At 60.9% G+C, this 22,519-nt stretch carries 19 protein-coding genes; 7 read left to right on the top strand and 12 right to left on the bottom strand.

Features of this window, described 5'->3' with window-relative positions; genetic code table 11:
* Positions 1–329 precede the first annotated feature (329 nt).
* The 4 genes from hcrA (at position 330) to C4334_RS08475 (ending at position 5,200) form a co-directional block, all read left to right on the top strand.
* Positions 330–2,708, top strand: a complete 2,379-nt coding sequence (gene hcrA, locus C4334_RS08490) for a 4-hydroxybenzoyl-CoA reductase subunit alpha (RefSeq protein WP_352431655.1) — start codon at positions 330–332, stop codon at positions 2,706–2,708.
* Between the two features lie 161 nt (positions 2,709–2,869).
* A complete protein-coding gene (locus tag C4334_RS08485; RefSeq protein ID WP_352431654.1) occupies positions 2,870–3,859 on the top strand; it encodes an FAD binding domain-containing protein in 990 nt (329 codons plus the stop codon).
* Entirely contained in the window at positions 3,856–4,470 is a 615-nt protein-coding gene (locus C4334_RS08480) for a nucleotidyltransferase family protein (RefSeq protein ID WP_352431653.1), read from the top strand. Before C4334_RS08485 ends, C4334_RS08480 begins: the two co-directional genes overlap by 4 nt.
* A gap of 202 nt (positions 4,471–4,672) precedes the next feature.
* Positions 4,673–5,200, top strand: a complete 528-nt coding sequence (locus C4334_RS08475; protein ID WP_352431652.1) for a peroxiredoxin family protein — start codon at positions 4,673–4,675, stop codon at positions 5,198–5,200.
* A 163-nt stretch (positions 5,201–5,363) separates the two neighbouring features.
* Here the strand turns inward: C4334_RS08475 and C4334_RS08470 are convergent, their stop codons facing one another.
* Complete coding sequence (locus tag C4334_RS08470) at positions 5,364–8,243, bottom strand: [protein-PII] uridylyltransferase family protein (RefSeq protein WP_352431651.1); 2,880 nt, start codon at positions 8,241–8,243, stop codon at positions 5,364–5,366.
* Between the two features lie 432 nt (positions 8,244–8,675).
* Between C4334_RS08470 and C4334_RS08465 the strand changes: the two genes are divergently transcribed.
* Together C4334_RS08465 and C4334_RS08460 are read left to right on the top strand one after the other, a co-directional pair.
* Positions 8,676–9,188, top strand: a complete 513-nt coding sequence (locus C4334_RS08465) for a hypothetical protein (RefSeq protein ID WP_352431650.1) — start codon at positions 8,676–8,678, stop codon at positions 9,186–9,188.
* Positions 9,185–10,090, top strand: coding sequence for a VWA domain-containing protein (locus tag C4334_RS08460; RefSeq protein WP_352431649.1), 906 nt, complete (start codon positions 9,185–9,187; stop codon positions 10,088–10,090). Before C4334_RS08465 ends, C4334_RS08460 begins: the two co-directional genes overlap by 4 nt.
* A 401-nt stretch (positions 10,091–10,491) precedes the next feature.
* Here the strand turns inward: C4334_RS08460 and C4334_RS08455 are convergent, their stop codons facing one another.
* The 9 genes from C4334_RS08455 to C4334_RS08415 all read right to left on the bottom strand — a co-directional run bounded on the left by C4334_RS08455 (position 10,492) and on the right by C4334_RS08415 (position 20,002).
* Complete coding sequence (locus C4334_RS08455; RefSeq protein ID WP_352431648.1) at positions 10,492–11,142, bottom strand: methyltransferase domain-containing protein; 651 nt, start codon at positions 11,140–11,142, stop codon at positions 10,492–10,494.
* Positions 11,143–11,164: 22 nt separating this feature from the next.
* Positions 11,165–12,511 (bottom strand): APC family permease, encoded by a 1,347-nt coding sequence (locus tag C4334_RS08450; RefSeq protein WP_352431647.1) that lies wholly within the window; start codon positions 12,509–12,511, stop codon positions 11,165–11,167.
* Positions 12,512–13,074: 563 nt separating this feature from the next.
* Entirely contained in the window at positions 13,075–14,202 is a 1,128-nt protein-coding gene (locus C4334_RS08445; RefSeq protein WP_352431646.1) for a D-alanine--D-alanine ligase family protein, read from the bottom strand.
* 137 nt (positions 14,203–14,339) lie between these two features.
* A complete protein-coding gene (gene rocF, locus C4334_RS08440) occupies positions 14,340–15,278 on the bottom strand; it encodes an arginase (RefSeq protein ID WP_352431645.1) in 939 nt (312 codons plus the stop codon).
* Positions 15,279–15,491: 213 nt separating this feature from the next.
* Positions 15,492–16,337, bottom strand: a complete 846-nt coding sequence (locus C4334_RS08435) for a TIGR00266 family protein (RefSeq protein WP_352431644.1) — start codon at positions 16,335–16,337, stop codon at positions 15,492–15,494.
* Positions 16,334–16,876, bottom strand: coding sequence for an LOG family protein (locus tag C4334_RS08430; RefSeq protein WP_352431643.1), 543 nt, complete (start codon positions 16,874–16,876; stop codon positions 16,334–16,336). The genes C4334_RS08435 and C4334_RS08430 overlap by 4 nt, the downstream gene beginning before the upstream one ends.
* On the bottom strand, positions 16,876–17,571 hold the full coding sequence (locus C4334_RS08425) for a class I SAM-dependent methyltransferase (protein WP_352431642.1): 696 nt from the start codon (positions 17,569–17,571) through the stop codon (positions 16,876–16,878). Before C4334_RS08425 ends, C4334_RS08430 begins: the two co-directional genes overlap by 1 nt.
* A gap of 2 nt (positions 17,572–17,573) precedes the next feature.
* Positions 17,574–18,911, bottom strand: a complete 1,338-nt coding sequence (asnS, locus tag C4334_RS08420; protein WP_352431641.1) for an asparagine--tRNA ligase — start codon at positions 18,909–18,911, stop codon at positions 17,574–17,576.
* A 20-nt stretch (positions 18,912–18,931) separates the two neighbouring features.
* Positions 18,932–20,002, bottom strand: a complete 1,071-nt coding sequence (locus C4334_RS08415) for an aminoglycoside phosphotransferase family protein (protein WP_352431640.1) — start codon at positions 20,000–20,002, stop codon at positions 18,932–18,934.
* 385 nt (positions 20,003–20,387) lie between these two features.
* Here C4334_RS08415 and C4334_RS08410 point away from each other — a divergent pair, with 385 nt between their 5' ends.
* Positions 20,388–20,816: a hypothetical protein gene (locus C4334_RS08410; RefSeq protein WP_352431639.1), complete on the top strand. Its 429-nt coding sequence runs from the start codon at positions 20,388–20,390 to the stop codon at positions 20,814–20,816.
* Position 20,817: 1 nt separating this feature from the next.
* Here C4334_RS08410 and C4334_RS08405 read toward each other — a convergent pair whose 3' ends face one another.
* Together C4334_RS08405 and C4334_RS08400 are read right to left on the bottom strand one after the other, a co-directional pair.
* Positions 20,818–21,435, bottom strand: coding sequence for a lipid-binding SYLF domain-containing protein (locus tag C4334_RS08405; protein ID WP_352431638.1), 618 nt, complete (start codon positions 21,433–21,435; stop codon positions 20,818–20,820).
* Positions 21,436–21,724: 289 nt separating this feature from the next.
* Positions 21,725–21,880, bottom strand: coding sequence for a hypothetical protein (locus C4334_RS08400; RefSeq protein ID WP_352431637.1), 156 nt, complete (start codon positions 21,878–21,880; stop codon positions 21,725–21,727).
* Between the last annotated feature and the right edge of the window lie 639 nt (positions 21,881–22,519).

The following is a 22,519-nucleotide window of genomic DNA, read 5'->3' as shown; positions in this document are numbered from 1 at the left end:
TCGTTTTTCGTCCCTTCTCTTCCGGGAAGTCAACGCGGAGATAGATTCGTCCCTTTTGTTGAGGTCCCGCCCGACGATCAGCGCAGCGATAGAAAAAGATCGGTGGCCGACTCTTCACCCGAACTTCGCGCTACCCAATCACCTAGGGGGGCTCCGAAAAGATCCCAAGATGACGAAATGCTCATCATCGCGCTCAGCGTCCTTCAGTTCTGGATATGTCGAAAAGATCCTCAAATGACCCCTCACTGCACGCGACACCCATACGGAGAAACTGCTATCATTACGCTTTGTGAAAGCTCTCTTTCAACTTCAATTCGCCGGAGGTTGCGATGAGCGAGCGGGATTTCTCAACGATCGGCAAGCGCGTCCCGATGACCGATGGCCCGCCCAAAGTGACGGGCACGGCCCTTTACGCCGATGATCTGCGCCTGCCCGGCATGCTCTACGGCAAGATACTCCGTTCGCCCCACCCGCACGCGCGCATCCTGCGCATCGACACGTCCAAAGCCGAACGGTTGCCGGGCGTGATGGGAGTGGTGACGGGCAAAGATGCGCCCGCGCGTTACGGCATTCTGCCCATCGGCCATGACGAGACGGCCTTTTGTCTGGATAAAGTCCGTTACGTTGGCGACGAAGTCGCTGCCGTGTGCGCCGTCTCGGAACAGATCGCCGAAGAAGCGCTCGCGCTGATCGAAGTCGAGTACGAAGTCTTGCCCGCTTTTCTGACGCCTGAAGAGGCGATGGCCTGCGATGATCCGAACCTGTGGATTCACGCCGACCGGAAACGCAACATCGAGAAGGAGTACCATCACCATTTCGGCGACGTCGAACGCGGGTTTCGCGAGGCCCTCGAATCGGGCGGCGCGGTTCGTTTCGACCGTTTCTTCCAACCGCGCGTAACGCACGCGCCGATGGAGCCGCACGCTTGCGTCGCGCACTGGGAGCATGATGGGCGCGTAACACTTTGGACTTCGACGCAGACGCCACACTACGTCCATCGCACGCTGGCCGAAGTGCTCGGCGTCCCGATGTCTTCGATCCGCGTCATCAAACCGTTTGTCGGCGGCGGCTTCGGCGGCAAGTCCGAAACCTTCACGCACGAGATCGCCGCTTGCCTTCTATCGAAGAAGACTGGGCGCCCCGTGAAATTCACTTTCACGCGCGAAGAGGTCTTCTACGCACATCGCGGGCGCCCCGAACAGTACATGGAGCTTCGGACGGGCGTCACCAAAGACGGCCGCCTCACGGCGGTCGAAGCGAAAGTGATCCAAGATGGCGGAGCTTATTGCTCATATGGCGTAGTGACGATCCTTTATGCTGGGGCGTTGCTGGCGGCAATCTATGACATCCCGAACATCAAGTACGATGGCTACCGCGTGCTCACCAACAAGCCCGCGTGCGGACCGATGCGCGGACACGGCACGGTCGGCATCCGTTTCGCTTTCGAATCCCAGCTCGACATGCTCGCCGAAGAGATCGGCATGGATCCGGCCGAGCTGCGTTTGAAGAACTGCCTGCGCCCGCACACGTTCACTGTCAACTCTCTGCGCGTGACGAGCTACGGCTACGATGAATGTTTGCGGCGCGTCATCGAGGCTTCGGACTGGAAGAACAAACGCGGCAAACTCCCCTTCGGGCGCGGCGTCGGCATCGGCGGATCGCACTACGTTTCAGGAGCTGCCAATTCGATCATCCGTTCCAAGATGCCGCACTCAAACGTCTCGCTCAAGATCGACTACGACGGCGGCGTCACCGTCTATACAGGCGCGGCGGAGATAGGTCAAGGGACGGAGACGATTCACGCGCAGATCGTCGCCGAAGAGCTGGGCGTCGCGCTCCACCGCGTGCGCGTCATCGCGGCTGACACGGCGATCACGCCGGTCGATCTCGGCTCCTATTCATCGCGCGTCACTTTCATGTCGGGAAACGCAGCGCGCGAAGCAGCGCGTGACATCAAACGGCAGCTCTTTCGCGTCGCCGCCGAGCTTCTCGGTGAAAGTCCCGATAGATTGGTCGCGCGCGACGAGAAGATCTTTCCGCGAGACGAACCGCAACGCGCGATCAGCTATCAGGAGGCGCTGATGGCGGCGATTGAACAGGGCGGCACGCTCATCGGCAAAGGCGCCTACGCGCCACCGCCCGAATCGCAAGGCGGGAATTTCCGCGGCGCAGGCGTCGGACCGGGCGTCGCCTATTCATACTCAGCGCAAGTCGCCGAGGTTACAGTCGACCCCGAGACCGGACAGTTCAAAGTCGATAGGGTCTGGGTCGCGCACGATTGCGGTCGCGCGATCAACTTGCTCACCGTCGAGGGGCAAGTCGAAGGTTCGGTCTGGATGGGACTGGGCCAAGCGGTCGCCGAAGAGCAGATCTTCGAGAAAGGGTTGACGATGAACCCGAGCTTGCTCGAATACAAGACGGCAGTGGCACCTGATTCGCCGCCAATCGAGACGATCATCGTCGAGACGATCGATCCGGAAGGTCCCTTCGGCGCCAAAGAAGCGGGCGAAGGGAGTCTGGCAGCGACCATTCCGGCGGTAGCCAACGCGATCTACGACGCCGTCGGCGTGCGCATTCGAGATCTGCCGATCACGCCCGAAAAGATCCTGAAAGCCCTCGCGGAGAAGCGGCGGCGCAATGGAAGCGCAAACGCCCGCGAAGAACGGGCGAAAGCACCGGAAGAGAACGAGGCCAAGCGAGAAGAGTAAATCGCAGACCTCGTCTTAATGAAGGGTCAAGGATGCGACGAGATGCGCAACGCCATTACACGCTCGACGACGAACTTCATCTCGCATCGCTCGGTGTGGGCGCATCCTTGACTGAAATCCACCACACGGTAACTTTCTGAACGGGAGCTAGAACCATGGCGATGGCGTCGTTTAGACTACACCGTCCGCAAACGCTCGGCGAAGCGGTGCGCTTGCTCGAAGAACACGGCGCGCAAGCGAAACTGCTCGCGGGCGGTTCCGATCTCGTGGTCAACATGCGCATGAGGATCGAAACTCCAGCTCACGTCATTGACCTCAGCCGTCTTGACGAGCTTCGCGCCATCGAGTTCGATCCAGAACGCGGGCTGCGCATCGGCGCGCTCGTGCGTTTGAACGAATTAGCCGAAGACGATCTAATCCGTTTGCGTTTTCCGGTGATCGCTTCAGCCGCGTCGCAGGTCGCTGGACCGAACATCAGGAACATGGGGACCGTGGGCGGCAACCTCTGCCTCGATACGCGCTGCGTCTACTACAATCAATCCTACTTCTGGCGCAAAGCGAACGGCTTCTGCTTGAAGAAAGACGGCGCCATCTGCCACGTTGCACCGGGCGGCAAACGCTGTTGGGCGGCCTATTCGGGAGACCTTGCGCCCGCGCTTCTCGCGCTCGACGCCGCGATTGATATCGCTGGTCCGCGCGGCGAGCGCTCCGTGAAACTCGCTCAGTTCTTCGTCAATGACGGCATCAAGAAGTATGAACTCGCGTCGGATGAGATCGTCTGTGGCGTGCGCGTCGCTCCGGAGTTCGCCGATTGGCGCGGCGTCTATTTAAAATACCGCGTTCGCTCATCGGTCGATTATCCGCTGGCGGGCGTCGCCGTTGCCGCGCGAGTGCGCGAAGATGGCCTGTGCGACGACGTGCGCGTGGCGATCACAGCGGTCAATCCTAGTCCGCGACTCGTCGATGGCGTGAGGGAACTCGTAATCGGCCAAACCCTTTCGGCGGAGACATTGGAGCAAGTGGCCGAACTCGTCCGTCGCACGGCCAAGCCGCTGCGCACCACCGTTGCAGCCTCCACTTCGTATCGTCGCCACATCGTCGGCGTGCTCGCCAAACGCGGATTGATCGAAACGCTCAAGGCGCAAAGATGAACGAAGCGGAAAGGATCGTCGCTATAGTTTTGGCCGCTGGACGCTCAAGCCGCATGGGGGCGTTCAAGCCGCTCTTGCCTTTCGGTCCGCGGACGGTGATCGAAACATGTCTGGAGAACTTGCGCGAAGCTGGGATACGAAAGATCGTCGTCGTCGTCGGCCATCGCGCGGGCGAGGTGAAGGCGAAGTTGAGGGACTGGTCCATCAGTTTCGCGCACAATCCTGACCCGTCGAGCGCGATGAGCGCTTCGATCGCTTGCGGCGTGGCCACGATCAGAGAGGCGGAGGCCGTGCTCATCGCGCTCGCAGATCAACCAGCCATTCCCGCCTCGGTCGTCCGCGCGCTGTTGGATGAGCGAGCGCGAAGTCGGGCCAAACTGCTCGTGCCCGAATGGCAGGGGCGTCGCGGACACCCCGTTCTCGTAGATTTCTCTCTGCGCGAGGAACTTCTTCGCCTCGATGAGGCGAGAGGCTTGCGCGCGCTGCTCGACCGCAGACGAGAGGAGCTACGCTCGATCCCCGTAGAGTCGCCGTATGTCGTGCGCGATGTGGACACGTGGGAAGAATACTGCGCCCTGCATGAAGAGGTGTTCGGTCGCCCCGAGCGCTAATCCATTGAGATGGCCTCGGTGACGCCCCTTTCCGCTGATGATCATACGGGATGTCGATCGCAGTCGAACGATCAGCGTCCACCTCTCGGCTTCCCTTTCGACAACCCAACCGCTCGACGACACATCTAACCTCTTCGGTTGAAGATCACGCCCTCGAAGCGTTAAGCTGTTGAGCCAAGCGAAAAAGGAGCGACACCCAAAGATGAAAGATCGCAGCAGAAAGAACCGGGCGTTGACGGCGCTGCTCTTCGCATGCACGGTCTGTCTGTTGACGGCGCAGGCTGCTGGACCGGTTGAGTTCTCCATGCGTTCGGTTGATGGGCGGACGATCACAGCAGATGGTTTGCGCGGCAAAGTGGTGGTGCTCGCTTTCGGCGCTTCGTGGTTGCCGCTATCGCGCACGCAGGTTCAAGGCGTGCAACGGCTCGCCGACGATTACCGCGGGCGCGGCGTCGAGGTCTTCTGGGTGAGCACCGATTCCGAATCCCCTCGCTCGAAGAACTACGCTTCGGATGAACAGTTGAAAGAATTCGCGCGCAAATACGGTTTGAATGTCACCGTGTTGCGCGATCCCGAAGGCACCATCTCGCGTCGCCTTGGGGTGGACCAGCTACCTGCCATCGTCATTCTCGACCGCGCGGGCAACGTCGCAGGCGCGCCCATCGGCGGCCTCGATCCCAAGGGCGATCTGGTCGGGCAACTGGCGAGCCGCTTGGAAAGGTTGCTCTAGTTCCCGCCGGTCCTGACGAGGACAATCACAAGCTTCTAACGACCGTTATCGGCTCTTTCGAGTCGCTTCCCAAAACAATCGATCGGCTATCCCGGCCCAGCGAGCCAGAGCCTACGGCGTGCAGGCTCCGAACTCGCCTCCGAAGACAAACGTCAGCCATCGGTCAGGACGCGATGATGCGCTGATAGAGGGCGCGTATGGCTTCCATGTGCGAAACGATCGCGTCCGTTAAGCAATTCGCTGAGGCAAAACGCAGTCGGCGGGCGAGATCTTCGAGCGTCGGGTGTCCCGCCGTCGGCAGGCGCGTCGAACGCCCGACGATGAGACGCAGATGATGGTCTAGACGCCTCAGCAAATCGTATCCGCGACGGAGTGCGACTGCATCGCTTTCTTCCAGCGCGCCTGCTTCCCGCAACCTCTCGATGGTGCGCAGCGTCGAGCGATCATCCCCTTGATCGCGCACGTCGTCGCGCAGTTGCAGAAAACGCACGACGAAGTAAACGTCCAACATGCCGCCGCGCCCGAACTTGATATCGACCCCGCGTTCAGCTCGCTCTTGTTCCAGTCGCTCGCGTATGCGTCTAGCTTGCTCCCGAAGCGCTGCAGCCTCGGTTCGTCTCGCTGATTCGTGAATCGTTCGGCGAGCCGCTTCTTCCAACCTCCGACCGAACTCTGTATCACCGGCCACGGCGCGGAGCTTGACGTAAGCGAGCCATTCCCAAACGGAAGCGCGCTCGCGCAAATATTCGATGAAAGCGCGGTCGCTGACAACGAGCGCGCCTTTTTTGCCATCAGGTCGCAGACGCATGTCAACGCGGTAAAGGTAGCCATCGCGCGTCATGCTCGAAAGCGCGACGACGAGCGCTTCAGCCAAGCGAACATATGCTTCGTCCGCAGCGAGCGCTTCGACCGGAGATCGAGATGCGGCATCGTAAACGAGCACGACATCGAGATCGGAGCCGTAATCCATACCGCGACTGCCCAATCTCCCGAGGCCGAAGATGGCAAGACGCGGTGGCGCTTGCAAGCGGCCGTAGCGACGCTTTGCCTCGCGACAAGCGACGAACAACCCGTTGGCGAGACTGGCTTCGGCCAACGAAGTCTGTAACCGGTTCGATTCGACGAGCGAAAGTTCACCCGCCGCATCGCGCGCTCCGATCTCGACGAGCAGTCGAGCCCACGTGCGCCGCAGCGCCGAGAGTTCGCCGCCCCAAGAGCTTTCCGCGTGGACTGCGAAGCGTTGCAGGGCGTAGTGGTCGCGCCGAAGAACCGCCTCGCGTGGGGTGGCTGTCGCTTCGATGAGCGACGGGTTGCTGGCGATCAGTTCGCTGAGCACGTCCGACACGCCACACAAACGCGCTAGCTCTTCGATCGCCTTTCGGTCACAAGCGACGCCTCCTTCGAACTTGGCGAGCGAGGCGGCGACGCGCTCGATGTTCGCCAACGCACGACGCGGATTCGAAGAAGCGGCCGACCAATCGCGCAACCAGCACAGGACCTCTTCTTCGTGTGTCGCCTCTTCGAGGCGCGCGGCGAAGATCGGCGCCGAGAAGAGCAGCGTCTTCGTCTCCGGATCGGTGGCGCTCGTCAAAGATCTCTCCGGTTCAGGCGAACGTGCATCCGCCACACGACGCGCAGCGCCATCATCATCTTGCAGATTGAACACGCGCTTGAACGCCGCGTGTACGTTGGTCGTGTGTTCGGCGAGCGCCGCATCAAAGCGCGCGAGCGCATCGGGGCCGGTAAAATGCATACGGCGCGCAACCAGCTCGCGGCGAGAAACCTCTTCCGGCACGGTGTGCGTTTGCAAGCCGTGTTCCATCTGCAAACGGTGCTCGAGCATCCGCAAGAAAAGGTAGGCTTCGGATAGCGAGCTTCGCTCACGCTCGGTGATCAACCCGCGATCGGCCAGACGTCCGAGGCTGATGAGCGTGTGTGGGGCTTGCAACCAAGCGTCGCGTCCGCCGTAGGCGAGTTGCAACGCTTGCGCGATGAATTCTATTTCGCGGATCCCGCCGCGCCCCAATTTGACGTTGAATCCGTTCCCTTCTCTCGCGTGCTGCCGGTCTATCTTCTGCTTCGCCGTGCGCACGTGGGCGAGCGCGCGATCAACCGTCTCGTCCGTGCGATAGACGCGCGCGCGCACCGCTTCGGCGAAGCGCGCGTACAACGAAGCGTCGCCCGCCGCCGCGCGCGCCCGAATCAAAGCCTGCAGTTCCCACGGGTGCGCCTTTTCGCGGTAGTAGCGAATGGCCTCGGAGAGCGAACAGCCCAACGCACCGTCACGCCCGTAAGGGCGTAGGCGCAAGTCAACGCGATAAGCTGCTCCTTCGCCAGCGGCACGCCCGACCAACTGGAGGATCCTTTCCGCCAGCCGGTTGAAGTACTCGCGGTTGGTCACCGCGCCGCGCGTTCCAGTCCCCGAGGTTTCGCCTTCATCCGAATACAGAAAAACGAGATCGATGTCGGAAGCGTAGTTGAGTTCGCGCGACCCGAGCTTGCCAAGCGCGACGATGACGAAGCTGGCCGGCCTCTTTCTCCCGCGCTCATCCGTGCACAGGGGGGTGCCGTGGAGTTTTTCCATCTCGAAGCGCGCCTGTTCGAGCGCATAGAGGAGCACAGCATCGGCGAGATTGGAGATCTCTTCGGTGATCTCCACGATGTCGCTTGTGCGTCGCACGTCGCGCAGGTAGATGCGCAAAAGCTCGCGCCGACGGAAACGTGCAAGCAACACGTGCCGATCCAATTGCGAGCGCGTGAAGGCGAAACGGGCCAACTCCTCGCTTAGCTCTTCGACCGTCTTGACGCGCACATCGAGACGCTCGCGCGCCAACCAGGCGACGTATTCGGGGTGCTGCAAAAGCGTCGTCGCAAGCAACGGGCTCCACGCGGCAAGAGCGAGAAGATCGGAAAGAAGTCCGGCATCGCGTAGCAGGGCGCGCACTTCGCGCGCGTGCTCCGCCGAAAAACGCTGGAAGAAGCGACGGGCCCCTTCCGGGTCGGGGAGATCGGCGACGAGCGGGCCAAGCTGTTTCTCGGTCATGACCACCGGAAACCGATTCTAAAACATTCCGGCACGGTGCATAAAACGCGCCTCGCCAAAGGGAAAGCGCGCTAGAGTCCCCGGGCAGCGGTGTCAATCTCTCCAGACCTTAAGGTCCAAGGCCGATGGCCTTTGATGAAAGAAGTCGCCGGGTTGGATTAACCACAGACGAAAGAGGAGCCGCTACGGTGAACGCCAGAATATCGCTGCTCGACATTTGAAGCGCCGACCCGCCCCTTGTCGCCCTAACCGCTCGCTGTCTCCTGCACCACGCCCATGAACGCAGTGACCGCCCTGACTTCGGGCTCGATTCCGTCCCCGCACCGATTCACTTGCTTTTCGACGCCGCGCGCCCTTCTCTTTATTCGCTTCGTCTTCGAAGCCGAAGCTTCACTTGTCTTCGGCACGGATCTTTCGTTAGACTTCTCTTCGATGAAGCCACGCGATCTTCTCTTCTCGTGTTGTCTGCTCTTTGCCTTCGCGGTGACGACTGGGGCGCAATCGCGTGCCGACGATGCCGAACAAGAACGCACGCTTCCCATGGGATCGCCTGCCGCCGAGGCGATGGCGCGGCAATTGATCGAGCACGAAAAGAAAGAGCATCGCGAGAACATCGAGCGCGCGCAAGAGGTCGCACGTCTCAGCCAAGAGATTCAACGCGACATCGAGAAGAAAGCGCGCCTCGATGCGGAGGGCGCGCGGCGTCTCGAACGGATCGAAAAGCTGGCGCGTCGCATACGGAGCGAAGCGGGCGGTTCAGACATGCCCGATGCGCTCAAAGACGCGCCAACGACGATCGAACAGGCAGCGCATCGTCTTTCGCGCATCGCCAAGGAATTAAGCGCTGAAGTCGAAAAGACTCCGCGTCAAGTCATCTCGGCGAGCATCATCGAGAAGAGCAACGAGATCATCGAGCTCGCCCGTCTGATCCGTCGCATGTCATGAAACATAACGCGCTGTTTTCGGCCTTCCTGCTCTGTCTGCTCATCGCCACTGCGACGCGCGCGCAAGAGGAGCGGACGGATGAAGAGGTCGTGCGCGTCAACACGGATCTCGTAGTGCTTAACTTGACGGCGACCGATGCCAAAGGTGACTACGTGCGCGGCTTGCGCAAAGAGGATTTTCGCGTATACGAAGACGGGCGCGAACAGCAGGTCGCCGAATTCAGCTACGAAGAGACCCCCTTTGCCGTTGCGATCTTGATCGACACTTCGGGCAGCATGGAAGGGCGCGAAGCGCTAGCCCGATCAGCGGCAATACGCTTCCTCGATGGGTTGCGCGGCGATGACGTCGCCGCCGTTTACCGGTTCGATTCCGAGGTCGAACAGATTCAAGATTTTTCGCCCTCGCGCGATCTAGCACCGATGATCTACAGTTTGCGCGCGCGCGGGATGACCGTGCTCAACGATGCCATCATCCGCGCGGCGCGTGACCTCGCGCAGCGGCCCGAAAAAAGACGCGCCATCGTCATCCTCTCCGACGGCGCTGACACGCACAGTCGTGCTTCAGCAGAAAAGGCCCTCGACGCAGCGCTCGCCGCGCAGGCAACCATCTACGCAGTCGATATGGCGGCGCTCGATCGTCCTTCGCCCGAAAGACAAGCCGCCGCTGGCACCCTGCGCAACTTCGCCAATAGGACTGGCGGGCGCTACATCTCGACGCCTGGCGGTCAAGCACTGCGCGACGCTTTCGCCAGCATCGTCGAAGAACTAGGCAAGCAGTACACGCTCGCTTATCGGCCAACCAATCGCGCGCGCGACGGGCGCTGGCGCACCATTGAAGTCAAAGTCGCGCGGCCACAGGTGGTCGTGCGCACGCGCCGCGGTTATCGTGTGCCGCGAGGTTGAGCGGCTTCTCGCCTCAACTCTGCTCGGACGCTTTCGAGCGAAAAAGGTCGGCGCCACAGGCTTTTCAAAACGAATTCGGAGACCCTTTCGCGATCTACCCTTGGACGATGATCGCGTGCGGCGCGAAGTTTTCGCTTCGGATGTGACCGCGCTGCCTCACCATCCTCTCGGCATCAACGTGATCCACTCCGCGCAGGTTTCCCGATCAAGACTTCCGCTTTCTCCGTCCTCCTTTTTTGCGCCGTTGGCATTCCGTTCGCTCTATCGCCGGTAGGCTTCAGCGCCACTGACGAGAGGACTGAAATCATTCGTGGGTCGAAAGCTCTCTTCATCGCCTGCATCGCCCTGCCTCTTCTAGCGACCAGCGAACGCGCGCAAAACCAACCAACGGAGACGTTTCTCTACGGCTTAACGCCAGTGCTGCCCATCTTTTTAGGCGGAATGGTCCAGAAATAGACCATGCGCCCGTCGACATTGGCTGTGCGTTCCGGTTCCCAATCGCCCATGGTGAAAGCGTGCGAAACGACACGCGCGCCCGATCTCAGTTCGCGCCAGAGCTTTGGACGGAGCTTGAGGTTGATGTCGGGGAGAAGATAGAGCGTCACCACCGTCGCCTCGCTCAAGTCGGTTTGAAACAGATCTTGTTGGATGAACTTGACGCGATCGGCCACGCCTTCTTTGCGCGCGTTTTCGTGCGCTTCCTTGATGCGTTGCGGGTCGATGTCTACGCCCACGCCGCGCGCGCCATACTTCTTCGCTGCGGCGATGACGATGCGCCCGTCGCCGCAACCGAGGTCGTAGACCACATCGTCTTTGGTCACAGCGGCCATGCGCAACATCTCATCGACCACTTCCGGCGGGGTTGGGACGTATGGCACGTCGAGCGGAGGCCGTTGTTGCATCGAAGATTGCGACCGCCAAGACGATGTTCCCAAACGTTGCCCGATGACGATGCCGCACAGGACGAGGCCAACCAACGCGCCAAGCGTCATGGCCAGTCTCTTCTGCGAACGCCTCGCATTCTGTTCAAAGCCGCTTTTCCCTTCTCTCATGAAAAACCTCCTGCTCGATCTTTCAGCGCACACGCCGGCGTGCCACCAACCAAACCGGCAAACCCAAAACCAGAATCACGACGCCGACCGCAGCGCCCAATCCAGCATAACGCACGCTCGCATAGAGCATGTAACTGGAGGAGAGGCAGAAGAGCAACGGCGTCACTGGGTAGAATGGCACGGCGAAGGGGCGCGCGCGCCCCGCATCCTTGAAACGCAAGGCGAAAAGCGCTACGCCAGTCAAGAGAAAGAAGAACCAGAAGACCGGGGCCGTATATTCGACCATGGTCGTGAAACCATCGCGCGTCATCGCGCCGAAGAGCACTAATGCCAGCGCTACCGCGCCTTGCACGATGAGCGCGTTGACCGGCGTGGCAGTTTGTTGGTTCCACCGCCCCAAAGGCGAAAAGAGCCTGTAATCGCGCCCGACGGCATAGGCGGCGCGCGCGCCCGTGATTACCGTCGCGTTGGCCGAGGTCAAAGCCGAAAGCGCGATGAGCAAACTGATCAGACGCCCGCCCCATTCCCCCAAAGTGCGCCTCATTAAGTCGGCAGCCACGACCTCAGAGCTGGCCATGCCGCTCAACCCGAGGCCGCGCCAGTAAGCGAAATTGGCCAGCAGATAGAGCATCGTGATCGCGCCGATGCTGATGAACAAAGCCCAGACGAGGCGACGCGCGCCGCGCACCTCAGCCGAAACGTAAGCCGCTTCATTCCAACCGCCGTAGGTCAGCAAAACGAAGATCATCGCCAGCCCGATTGCGCCCGCACCGGTCTGACTTTCGACGTTGTTTGGCGTTGCCGCTGGCGCGGCGAGCGCTAGTCCAGCCCCGATCACGAGCAACAAGCCGCCGACCTCTGTGGCCGTCAGAAGGTTCTGCGCCCGCCGCCCATGATGTATCCCAGCAGCATTGAGCGTCGTCAAGATCAACACCACTGCCGCAGCGTAGATGGCCGAAGAGCGCGCGCCAAGCGAAACGAGTTGCGAAGCGTAATCGCCGACGACAAAAGCGAGCAGCGCGATCGACCCCGTCTGAATTACGACCATACGCGCCCAAACGAAAAGAAACGAGACGGGCGCGCCGTAAGCGCGACTCAAGTAGTGGTAATCGCCGCCAGCGTTCGGATAGGCCGTCACCAATTCGGCGTAACACAGCGCGCCAATAAACGAGACGACGCCGCCAATAGCCCACAACGCGAGCATGGTTTGCGCATCGGCGACGTTGGCGGCAACCAACGATGGAGTTTTGAAGATGCCCGCGCCGATGACGATGCCGATGATGATCGCTGCCGCATCAACGGCGGAAAGCGTCGCTTGTGGTTCGTTGCGCTGAGCCGTTTCGGCTCGTTCGGTCGCTTCAACGGCCATCCCTTTGCCTCGTTCCCCCGCTCGATCCCCTCTCGCGCGTTTGTGCAGATGGGAGCAACTCCCCGGATTTTTCCGTTGCAGGTGAAAACAGCTTCTCGTCGCGCGCGGTTAAGATTTTGCGGTTCGATGATGAAAAGCGCCGACAGAGAGCCGCCGACGAACATCATGTGCGAAACGCGAATCGGTTGCAACAACTCCTTAACAAAAAGCATCCGCGCTACGGTCGCCAGCGAACGACGCATAGCAACTGATCTCACCTGATCGGAAGACGCCTCTGTAGGGGGAACGAACTACAACGCGCTAACCACACGCAACGCTCTGCTGAAGAAGTTGCCACGCGCAACGACGTTTTGATCAAAGAGCGCGCTTTCTCCTTGCGCGCGCCCGCCGCCGCCTTGCACGTCGCGCTTCAGCGTTCGCGCGCCGAAGCGCGCACTCGCAGTCCAACAGGCGAAGTTGCCCGCGAACGTCTCAACCCACTCGCTGGGTCGCTAGAGACGCGCAAGGCATGTTGCGTGATCGCGTCGGCGTCGCACGAACGTTTCAACGCGCTCGCCACGTTGCTAGAGGCTGGTCCGGTTGCGCGCCCTTTCGCGGTGGCGTTCGAAGGCTAGTTCGATCAAACGGTCGAGCAGGCGCGGGAAAGGCAGCCCTGAGGCCGCCCACATCTTCGGGTAACCGGAGACTTCGGTCAGACCGGGCATGGTGTTGATCTCGTTGATGAGCAGTTGGCCCGTATCTCTGCGCAGAAAGAAATCGACGCGCGCCAACCCGGCCCCGTCGATGGCGCGAAAAGCTCTTTGCGCCATTTGTTGCACTTCACGCGCCATCGGTTCAGGGATGGGCGCCGGCGCAACGAATTCAACGTGCCCTGTCTGTCCGTACTTCTCCGTGTAATCGAGGAATCCGGCGCGCTGGTCATGCACGATGTACTCGCCGGGCACGCTCGCTTCCGTTTCGTCGTTGCCCAAAACGGCACATTCGATTTCGCGCACGCGCAACGCTTCTTCAACGATGATCTTGCGGTCGTAAAGCGCCGCTTCGGCAACGGCGCGCTCGAGCGCCAATGGATCAACGGCTCGATTGACCCCAACGGAAGAGCCGAGATTGGCTGGTTTGACGAAACAAGGGTAGCCGATCTCGCCCTCGACGCGCGCGATCACTTCCGTTGGCGCGCGCTCCCACTCGGCGCGAAAGAACCAGAGGTGGCGACAAATGGGCAGTCCAGCGTCGCGGAAAAGCGCCTTCATGATCACTTTGTCCATGCCGCATGCCGAAGCGAGAACGCCGCAACCGACGTATGGCAACCCGGCCATTTCAAGCAGCCCTTGAATCGTCCCATCTTCGCCATAGGTCCCGTGGAGCACGGGAAACACGACGTCCAAAGGTTCCATATGCAGGCGATCGCCGAGATGCGCAAGCCCGCGCCGACTGGGATCGCCGATGATCGCTACCGCGTCGCCATCCACTTCGGGAGCACAGTTGACAAAAGGCGCAAGCGCTGGCGCGTCCGGCAAGAGGGCGAGCGAGGCAGCGGGCGGCAACCACTCGCCCTCTTTGGTGATCGCAATCGGGACGACCTCGTACTTGGAGAGGTCCAACGCCTGAATGACGGCGCGCGCCGACCGGAGCGAGACTTCATGCTCGCCCGATCGCCCGCCAAAGATGAGGCCCACCTTCAATTTGCTCAAGTTCTTCTCTCCATGAGCCCAACGAGCAGCTCGTCGTCGGTTTCAGCCTCTCGGAACCCTCGATCCGCTCGACCTCTTCCGCGGTGCCAAGATCCGACATGAGGCGCGGTCGGAACGCCGACTGCTCAAGCCTCGCTTTAAAGAATGGTCTTGCCAAGCGCTGAGAGGATCAGTTCGACGCCGAGTTCCGCCGTTTTGTTGTTGACATCGAGTACGGTGTTGATCTCCACCACCTCAAGCGCGCGCATGCCACCTGCCTCGGCGATCTTTTCCATGGCGAGGTGAGCTTCGCGGTAGGTCAACCCGCCGCGCACGACGGTGCCGGACCCCGGCGCATCGTTCGGGTCGAGCACGTCCACGTCGAGCGTGACGTGATACCCAGCCGGAGCTTGCGCCGCGATGCGAATCGCTTCGTCCATGCAAGCGCTCATGCCGCGCTCGTCTATTTCGCGCATGGTGAAGAAGCGCACGCCGAGCCGCTTGATCAGCTCGCGTTCGCCCGGGTCGACATCGCGCGCGCCGACGTGAGCGCAAAAGCGCGGGTCGAGCTTGGGCGCATAGCCAGCAACGTGCGTCAGTTCACGCGCTCCATAGCCGAAGAGCGCGGCCAGCGGCATGCCGTGCACGTTGCCCGTCGGCGTGGTCTCGGGCGTGTTCATGTCGGCGTGCGCATCCAACCAGATGAGGCCTAAGGCCTTATCCTGTTCGTGGAAGAAAGAGGCGACGCCAGCTACGCTGCCCGCAGCGATGGAATGGTCGCCACCGAGGATGATCGGGAACTCTCCAGCGCGCAAGATGCTACGCACCTCGGCAGCGACCTCTTCGCAGACAGCGCTGATTTCGCGTAGGTATTTGGCCCGATCATCGGGAGCGGCTGCACGTGCGGGCGGCGTGATGCGCAGATCGCCTAGATCACGCACCTCATACCCCAGTCGCGCAATTCGGTCACCTAAGCGCGCGATGCGCAACGCCGACGGACCTAGTTCCACGCCCGCTAAGCTTCCACCGAAGTTAAGCGGGACGCCGAGAACGGCGACGCGCTTGCCCGCTCGATTTGCGATCTTTGCGTCTTGCACAAACACTGCTCCTGCTTCTTCCATCTTCAGATATGATGATGTCGAGCAGAACCAAACCGGAAAGATTCTTTTGACCGAGATGCAAAGCGCGCTCCTCCATCTTGATGGAAGAACAGCGCGGAACGGCTAACCGCTGCCTCCGCAGCGGCGGCGCTGCGTAAAGACCGGTCCGACGGCCAAGCCGCTGCCCAGAGGAGAGCTTTTGCGAACGCTTCAACTGCCGAAGTCGAAAACGCTTCCACCCCTGGAAGACTGCGATGGGAAGAAAGGTCGCAGCAACCCGGCGAGCGCCGCGAGATTGCGCGTCTGGATCAGCAATTCGCCCGGTCCGGTGAACTCGGCGACAATGCCTTCGCCGCTGACGAAACTACGGAAGAAGCCTGCAGCGGCCTTGCGCAAAGTATATTGCATGGTCCCTTCCCACGCGACCAAATGGCCCGTATCGACGACGTAGCGGTCGTTCGGCCCGAGCTTCTTGCGATGGATCGCGCCGTAGGAAGAGACGAGCAACAGCCCGCTTCCCTGCACTTGAAGGACAAACAACCCTTCGCCGCCGAAGAAGGAGCGCGCGCCGCCCCACCGCGTATCCACCGTCAACGATGCGTCGCCAGCGAGATAGGAACTAGATTGGACGAGAAACGTCTGCTCACGCATCTCGATGGCGGCGATGTCGCCCGGCGCACCCGGTGCCAGCGCCACTTCGCCAGGGCCACCGCGCGCGGTGAACGTCGAGATGAAGGCTGACTCGCCCGCCACGGCCCGCTTCAATGCGCCGAGCAAGCCGCCCTTCATCTGCGACTGAAGCTCAACGTTGGCCGACATCGCCACCATCGCGCCCGCTTCAGCGAGAATGGACTGCTCCGGTTCGAGATGTACCAAGGCCAGCGCAAACGCAGGTTGATGGACTATCTCGTAACGGTAGCCAAGACCGCTCCCTCGGCCATCCGCATCGAGCGCGATCTCTTTAGCTGAGGCGACCGCTGGTGGCAGGGACGCGCCGCAAACGCCACAAAAGCGTGCCCCTTCTACCAGCGGCGCGCCACATCGAAGGCAAGTCATAGGCTTAGACCTCGCGATCTGTTCAGGATGATATCCACCGCTTGTTCCGGCGTGTCGGCGAAATCGAGCAACCGCACGTCTTCGTCGCTGACCACTAGATGTTCACGCCAACAATCCACCACGTGGCGCCAGCACTGGCCCAGCAACACCAACGGACGCGGTTCGATGACGCGCGTCAAAAGCTTGTTCCAGACGAGCGCGACTTCGGTTACCGTCCCCATGCCGCCGCGCAACGCGATGAAACCGACCGAGCGTGTGATCAGGTTCTGCAGACGTTCATAGAAGTGGGCCGTGGCGACCTTGTCGGTCAAATACTTGTTCGGCTCGGCGGTAAACTGCGTCATCACGATGCCGAGCACGCGCCCGCCACGACGCCGCGCGCCGCGACTGGCCGCTTCCATCACGCCGAGGTAACCGCCCGTGCAGATGGTGAACCCGCGCTCAGCCAGCAATTCGCCGATGCGTTCGGCTTGCGCGTACTCAGGCGCATCCTCGGTGCACTTGGAACCGCCGAAGATGGTAATGATCGGTTGCATCATCAGCTCCTTCTTTCGTCGCGGGGCTTGCGCGCCGTGATCAACAGTGATCCCTCAGCCCGGTAACTCAAGTAGTCGGCTCGCGATGCGAACCAACGCATCGGATACTCTTCCGTCACCGGCGTCGGATCGTAGATGCGTCCGTCTTCAATCTCCACAAAGCCGGCCACCTCGAACAGGCGACGATATTCGTCGACGCCGAGAAGCTGCACCGGCATGTTCAATCGTTCGATCCATCCGTGCGTGGCACGGTTTTCGCGAAAAAGATCGACCACAACGACGACGCGCGCTCCAGGCATGAGCACGCGATGTAACTCACGCAGCGCCGTTTCGATGTCGGCGTAGTAGTAGAGCGATTCCATCGAGAAAGCGCAGCTGAACCGTCCATCAGCAAAGGGGAGACGTTCGGCGTTGGCCGCGCAGAAGTATGCGTTGCGAAAGTCGGCGCTGCGGCCACGGGCGACGCGCACCATCTCGTCCGAAAGATCAATGCCGACAGCGAACCCGTCAGCAGCTCGCTCGGCCATCCAACGCGTCGCCCACCCCGAACCGCAACCGAGATCAAGGCCGCACGCCGTGCGTTCGACGTTCAGCCGCGCGAGCGCCTGTAAGCCGACCGGCAAATGGCCGCGCTCCATACGCTCGGCACTGCCCGCACGCGCCCATTGGTTGAATTCCGTTCGCAGACGCTCTTCCATACTTACGGACGCAAACGATAGAGCATGCGCGGGAACGGGATCGTTTCGCGCACGTGTTCGACGCCGCACAGCCACGCCACGCAACGTTCGATGCCCATGCCAAAACCGGCATGCGGAACGCTGCCGTAACGGCGCAGGTCCAGATACCACTCGAAAGCCTCGCGCGGAAGTTCGTGCGCGCGTATCTGCTCTTCGAGGAATTCAAGCGAAGTGGCGCGCTCGCCGCCGCCGATGATCTCGCCGTAACCTTCAGGCGCGAGCACGTCGACGCCGAGCGCGAGTTCAGGTCGTTCGGGATCACGCGCCATGTAGAAAGCTTTCACCGCCGCTGGGAATCGGTGGACCATCACGGGACGGTCGAACAGCTGCGAGATGTAGGTTTCATCGGGCGCGCCGAAATCGCCGCCCCACTCAAAGCGCGTCGCAAGCGCGCCGTTTTCGTGGCCTTGCTGCAACAGGCGCACGGCCTCGTCGTAGTGAAGACGCGGGAAAGGCGGCGCGATCCGTTCGAGTTTGGATGTATCGCGCTCGAGAATCTTCAGCTCTTCGCGCCGTTCGTCGAGCACGCGCGCGACGATGGCCGTCAGGAACCGCTCGCTCAATTCCATCACATCGTCGATGGTCGCGTAGGCCATCTCCGGCTCGACCATCCAGAACTCGGTCAAGTGGCGCCGCGTCTTCGATTTTTCGGCGCGAAACGTCGGGCCGAAACAATAGACGCGCCCGAAAGCGGCTGCCGTCGCCTCGTTGTAGAGCTGGCCGGACTGCGTCAGATAGGCTTTTTCGTCCTCGAAGTAGTTGACCTCAAAAAGCGTCGTCGTCCCTTCGCACGCCGCGGGCGTGAGAATCGGCGCGTCGCACAAAATGAAGCCTTCGCCGTCGAGAAAATCGCGCACGGCGCGCACCACTGTGTGGCGCACACGCAAGATGGCGTGCTGGCGGCGTGAACGTATCCAAAGATGCCGATGGTCGAGCAGGAATTCGACGCCGTGCTCTTTGGGCGTGATCGGGTAGCCTGTGGCCGCTTGCACCACCTCGGCATCCGTCACGTCAAGCTCGTAACCGCCCGGCGCACGCGCATCTTCTCGAACCCGCCCGCGCACGATGAGCGATGATTCTTGCCCTAAGTGGTCCAGCGCTTCCCAGACCTCTGGCCGCACTGCGTTCTTGACGACAACGCACTGAACAATGCCGCTTCCGTCGCGCACTTGCGGGAAGAGGATCTTTCCGCTTGAACGCGCATTGTAGAGCCACCCTTTGATCGTGACCTCTTCGCCGACGTGGCGTCGAAGATCGGCGACGCGCACTTGCGGCTCGGAAAAGAGCAACGAATTACTCATCTTCCTCCCTCGAGTTGATCCTAGACTGCTTCCGCGGCGACCGGGTCGGCGACGCGCGCAGCGATCTGCCGTCGGATCTCGGGAAAACGGTCCAACCAGTCAAGCGCTTGCAAGACGATCTCGAGCGTTGGCCGAATGAAACGAGCATAGACCTTGCCGCGCCCATGAACGGCTGTTTGGCAAGAGAAAGTTCCGACCGCTTTCAAACCGCGCTGTACGGCAGTTAGACGGAACTCGCGCGCGAACTCGTCCGGATCGATGAACGGCAATCCACGCGCGGCGCGCGCTTCGAGAAAGAAGAGTCGCCGCTCGCGCAGTTCAGCCAACGAAGGCGGAGCTTGCTGCCGGTCCAGCAAGAGCGAAACCAGATCGTAGCTGGCCGGTCCCATGCGCGCATCCTGATGATCGATGATGCGCAAAAGCCCTTGGCGGTCGACCATTAAGTTCGAGACGTGAAAATCACGGTGACAAAGGACGCGCGGACGCTGGGCCAGCTCGCGGGCCAGCTCCGCCAGCTCGTCTTTGAACCGACGTTCCTCGTCGGCCTTCAACTTCTCGCCGCGCAGGCTGCCGAAATAGTGCTGGTGGAAGAATTCCAGCTCCCAGAGGAGTTTCGCTTCGTCAAAGGCGACGCGACTGCAAATGGAGTTGCGCTTCGCAGCCAGATCGGTCGCCGCCTGGATGCGCGCGATCAATTCGATCGCTTCTTCAAGGCGTTGCTCGCGCTCTTCTTCGGACGCAACCTCAAGCACGGCGCGCAACTGACGGTCGCCGAGATCCTCCTGCACGATGATGCCCGCTTCGCCATCGACGGCGATCACTTGCGGCACGGGCAGCCCCGCTTCGACGAAAAGGCGCGTGATATCGAGAAAAGGTTGTTCGTCGGGATCGAACGGCTCGGGATAGACGGCCGCAACTGCAGTGGTTCCGCACCACGGGAGGCGAAAATAGGCGCGTACGGAGGCGTCGGGCGTCAACGCCGTGATGCGCTCTTGAGCCACCGCGCGGCCCGTGCGCTCAAGATAGCGCATCAAGCGCGCAAGCGCCGATTCCGGCGGCGATTCCGTGATGGGCGTGCTCTGTTGTTCCATCTCGGGGCGACCAGCTCTTTTCATCTGCGGCGAGAAGCGAGCTGAACTTCCAACGATGTGCCGAAGCGACGAGATTGTAACACCTCACTGCGAGAGCGCAAAACTTCCACCAACGTTGGAGCGAAAACCATTCCGCTGAAATCTCGGCCCAACTGATCTTCGATTCCATCCGAGACGTCGCGAAACCGTCACTCAATGAAGCTTCCGATCGAACGATGCCCCTTGACAGTCGCAACCGAGCGGCTTTAAATGCCAACTGTGATCGACGGCGAATGGGTTGATGAGGTCCGTCCAGCGCGGCCGCATGGCACCGCCTGTGACCGTAAAGACGGGGTAATGAGACAACATCCCGGCATCATCCGACGCAAATCTCAGGAGGCTTAAGATGCAAACCGGATCTGGCTGGAAGCGAGTAGCCCTTTATGCCGCAGCGTTGCTCGCCGCTTTTCTGCTCGGTTTCGTGCCCATGTGGCTCTCGGCACGCGAATGCGACCGCCAACTCGGCGAGACGCAAAAGAGATTGCGCCTCGCCACGATGCAGAACGAACTGGGGTCGGCGGTCGTCGATGCGCGACGCGGCGAGTACGAACAGGCGCGACGCGCAGCGAGCAACTTCTTCACAGCCGTGCGCGACGAGATGGACCGGAAACAGGATACGGCCTTTTCGGAAGCACAAGCAGAGGCCTTACGCCCTGTTCTCGCGCAACGCGACGAGATCATTACGCTCCTGGCGCGTAGCGATCCGGCAGCAGCAGATCGCCTCACGGAACTCTTTCTCGCCTTCCGCAACGCCTTGCCGACGACAATGCGCTGAACTAGCGCGCGTGACGCGCCACGGTCTGCGGAAAGAGTTGCAACCCGCGCGGCAACTTCCTCATCTCGATCGGTGGCCTCCCCGACAACACGTCGCTGGCTTTCAGACCATAAACCGCGCGGTTCAAATCGTTGTCGGGATTGATCACGGCCCCCTCCAAAGCCGCACCGATGAAAGCGCCTTTGGCGCGCGAATATGAGAGTATGCCGGCATCGAGCCTGACGTTGGTCGAAGCGCTCGCGCTCCTGCCCACCGGCCCAGCCGCAACGCTGACGTCGCCGCCGAGCGTGACCTTGTCTTTCAACAACCCTTGCAATCCAGCTTCGTTCATAATCAGCAGCACGAGATCCGTCTTGGATGCGCCGATCTGCGCGCCGAAACTGCCCCCGCCAAGGTTGAAGAAAGCCGGCGCGCTCCAACTGCCGTTGGCGAGCCGTCGGCTGATCACACCTTTGCCGCCTCGCCCGCCGAAGATGAAAGCCGCGCGCAAGACGCCCGGGAAAACAGCAACCGCCTGCGCTCGTTCGAGCAGTTCGCGCGGAATCGCCTTGTCAGGCACGGCCATGACTTGATCGAGCACGCGCGCCGCACTCGCCGCTCTTCTTGAGGCTTCGTTCATCTCCTTGCTTGGCTGCGATACGCGCGCCCGTGTCTGCGCCACACACACGGGCGCAAACAAAGATGCAAACAAAACCCACGCTAAACATCTCCTCATTCCGTTCATCACTTTGACCTCCTCAATTTCAAATTTGAATTCCCGCTCCCTCAAGCGAAAAATTCGCTCGATGTCTCATCGTAGAGCGCAACAAAGCTGTAGAGAAGGCGAAGCCGACGCATAGCACTAGCTTCGCCGAATTCGCTGCGTTCCGATCACTTCGCGCCTGCTTCTAGAAGCAGACTCTAACGTTTCAGCACGGTCGCTCTTCTTTCGTCTCCTCTGGACGAGTCGCCCCGTGCTCGTCTAGGTCTATGCGCCTTGAGCTCGTCACGCCATGCCGGTTGTAGTATCTGCCCGGCGCAACTTGCCCAGCGTCGTCGATGTCGAGCGAACGTTCGGGTTCCACCGAATTAACTTCGCTAACCGGATCGGGCGTGCTTTTCGGCTCGAGTCATTGCTTCTCTTTCACGTTTGATCGCTCCTTATCTCTTCTTTTTTATGAACTTTATGCGCAAATATGCAAAAGGGGGATGCCAAAGGGTAGAATCAGCAGAGGAACTAGCGATCCTAGTTCATCGCGCACCTGCGTCATGCACCGGTGCACGCTGAACCCATTCGGGGAGTGCCAACTATAGCCTAGCGCGCGCGATTAAACAAGCCGCCATGTCGTTTTCTTGCTCTGACTCGGAGGAGAGTCCGGAGCGTCTCTCACATACTTTTCGTTCAACTAGATTGGTTGGATCAGTGTTCGATGGCGGCAGCGCGTCGGGCATCGCCAGGGGAGTCCTTTTTCGTTCGCCCTCGCTCGGTTGCGAGCCGCCGGATCGTTGCGGCAGTCTGCGAGCTTGAGCTTTTCCGTTCGGTTTCGGTCGAAATACGAAGAAATAGATCTTGTTTCAAAGCAAGCCGCGCCCCGTGGTGAAATGCAAGCAAGTTTTTGCCCGTTGAAAAGCGTGGCGGACTACTACAGGCGTTTCGATGTGGCTCGTGTTGACACTCCCACGGCGCGCAGCGCGTGGGATTCACGGTTCGTCGCCACTTGCCC

It is taken from the genome of Pyrinomonas sp. (assembly GCF_040289685.1).
GTDB lineage: Bacteria > Acidobacteriota > Blastocatellia > Pyrinomonadales > Pyrinomonadaceae > Pyrinomonas.
Note: the sequence above shows the minus strand (reverse complement) of the source record. Positions and strands in the feature narration are given on the sequence as shown.

Coding starts and splice junctions, on each gene's coding strand:
- hcrA (WP_352431655.1), top strand. CDS start 330: ATGAGCGAGCGGGATTTCTCAACGATCGGCAAGCGCGTCCCGATGACC.
- C4334_RS08485 (WP_352431654.1), top strand. CDS start 2,870: ATGGCGTCGTTTAGACTACACCGTCCGCAAACGCTCGGCGAAGCGGTG.
- C4334_RS08480 (WP_352431653.1), top strand. CDS start 3,856: ATGAACGAAGCGGAAAGGATCGTCGCTATAGTTTTGGCCGCTGGACGC.
- C4334_RS08475 (WP_352431652.1), top strand. CDS start 4,673: ATGAAAGATCGCAGCAGAAAGAACCGGGCGTTGACGGCGCTGCTCTTC.
- C4334_RS08470 (WP_352431651.1), bottom strand. CDS start 8,243: ATGACCGAGAAACAGCTTGGCCCGCTCGTCGCCGATCTCCCCGACCCG.
- C4334_RS08465 (WP_352431650.1), top strand. CDS start 8,676: ATGAAGCCACGCGATCTTCTCTTCTCGTGTTGTCTGCTCTTTGCCTTC.
- C4334_RS08460 (WP_352431649.1), top strand. CDS start 9,185: ATGAAACATAACGCGCTGTTTTCGGCCTTCCTGCTCTGTCTGCTCATC.
- C4334_RS08455 (WP_352431648.1), bottom strand. CDS start 11,142: ATGAGAGAAGGGAAAAGCGGCTTTGAACAGAATGCGAGGCGTTCGCAG.
- C4334_RS08450 (WP_352431647.1), bottom strand. CDS start 12,511: ATGGCCGTTGAAGCGACCGAACGAGCCGAAACGGCTCAGCGCAACGAA.
- C4334_RS08435 (WP_352431644.1), bottom strand. CDS start 16,337: ATGACTTGCCTTCGATGTGGCGCGCCGCTGGTAGAAGGGGCACGCTTT.
- C4334_RS08430 (WP_352431643.1), bottom strand. CDS start 16,876: ATGATGCAACCGATCATTACCATCTTCGGCGGTTCCAAGTGCACCGAG.
- C4334_RS08425 (WP_352431642.1), bottom strand. CDS start 17,571: ATGGAAGAGCGTCTGCGAACGGAATTCAACCAATGGGCGCGTGCGGGC.
- asnS (WP_352431641.1), bottom strand. CDS start 18,911: ATGAGTAATTCGTTGCTCTTTTCCGAGCCGCAAGTGCGCGTCGCCGAT.
- C4334_RS08415 (WP_352431640.1), bottom strand. CDS start 20,002: ATGGAACAACAGAGCACGCCCATCACGGAATCGCCGCCGGAATCGGCG.
- C4334_RS08410 (WP_352431639.1), top strand. CDS start 20,388: ATGCAAACCGGATCTGGCTGGAAGCGAGTAGCCCTTTATGCCGCAGCG.
- C4334_RS08405 (WP_352431638.1), bottom strand. CDS start 21,435: ATGAACGAAGCCTCAAGAAGAGCGGCGAGTGCGGCGCGCGTGCTCGAT.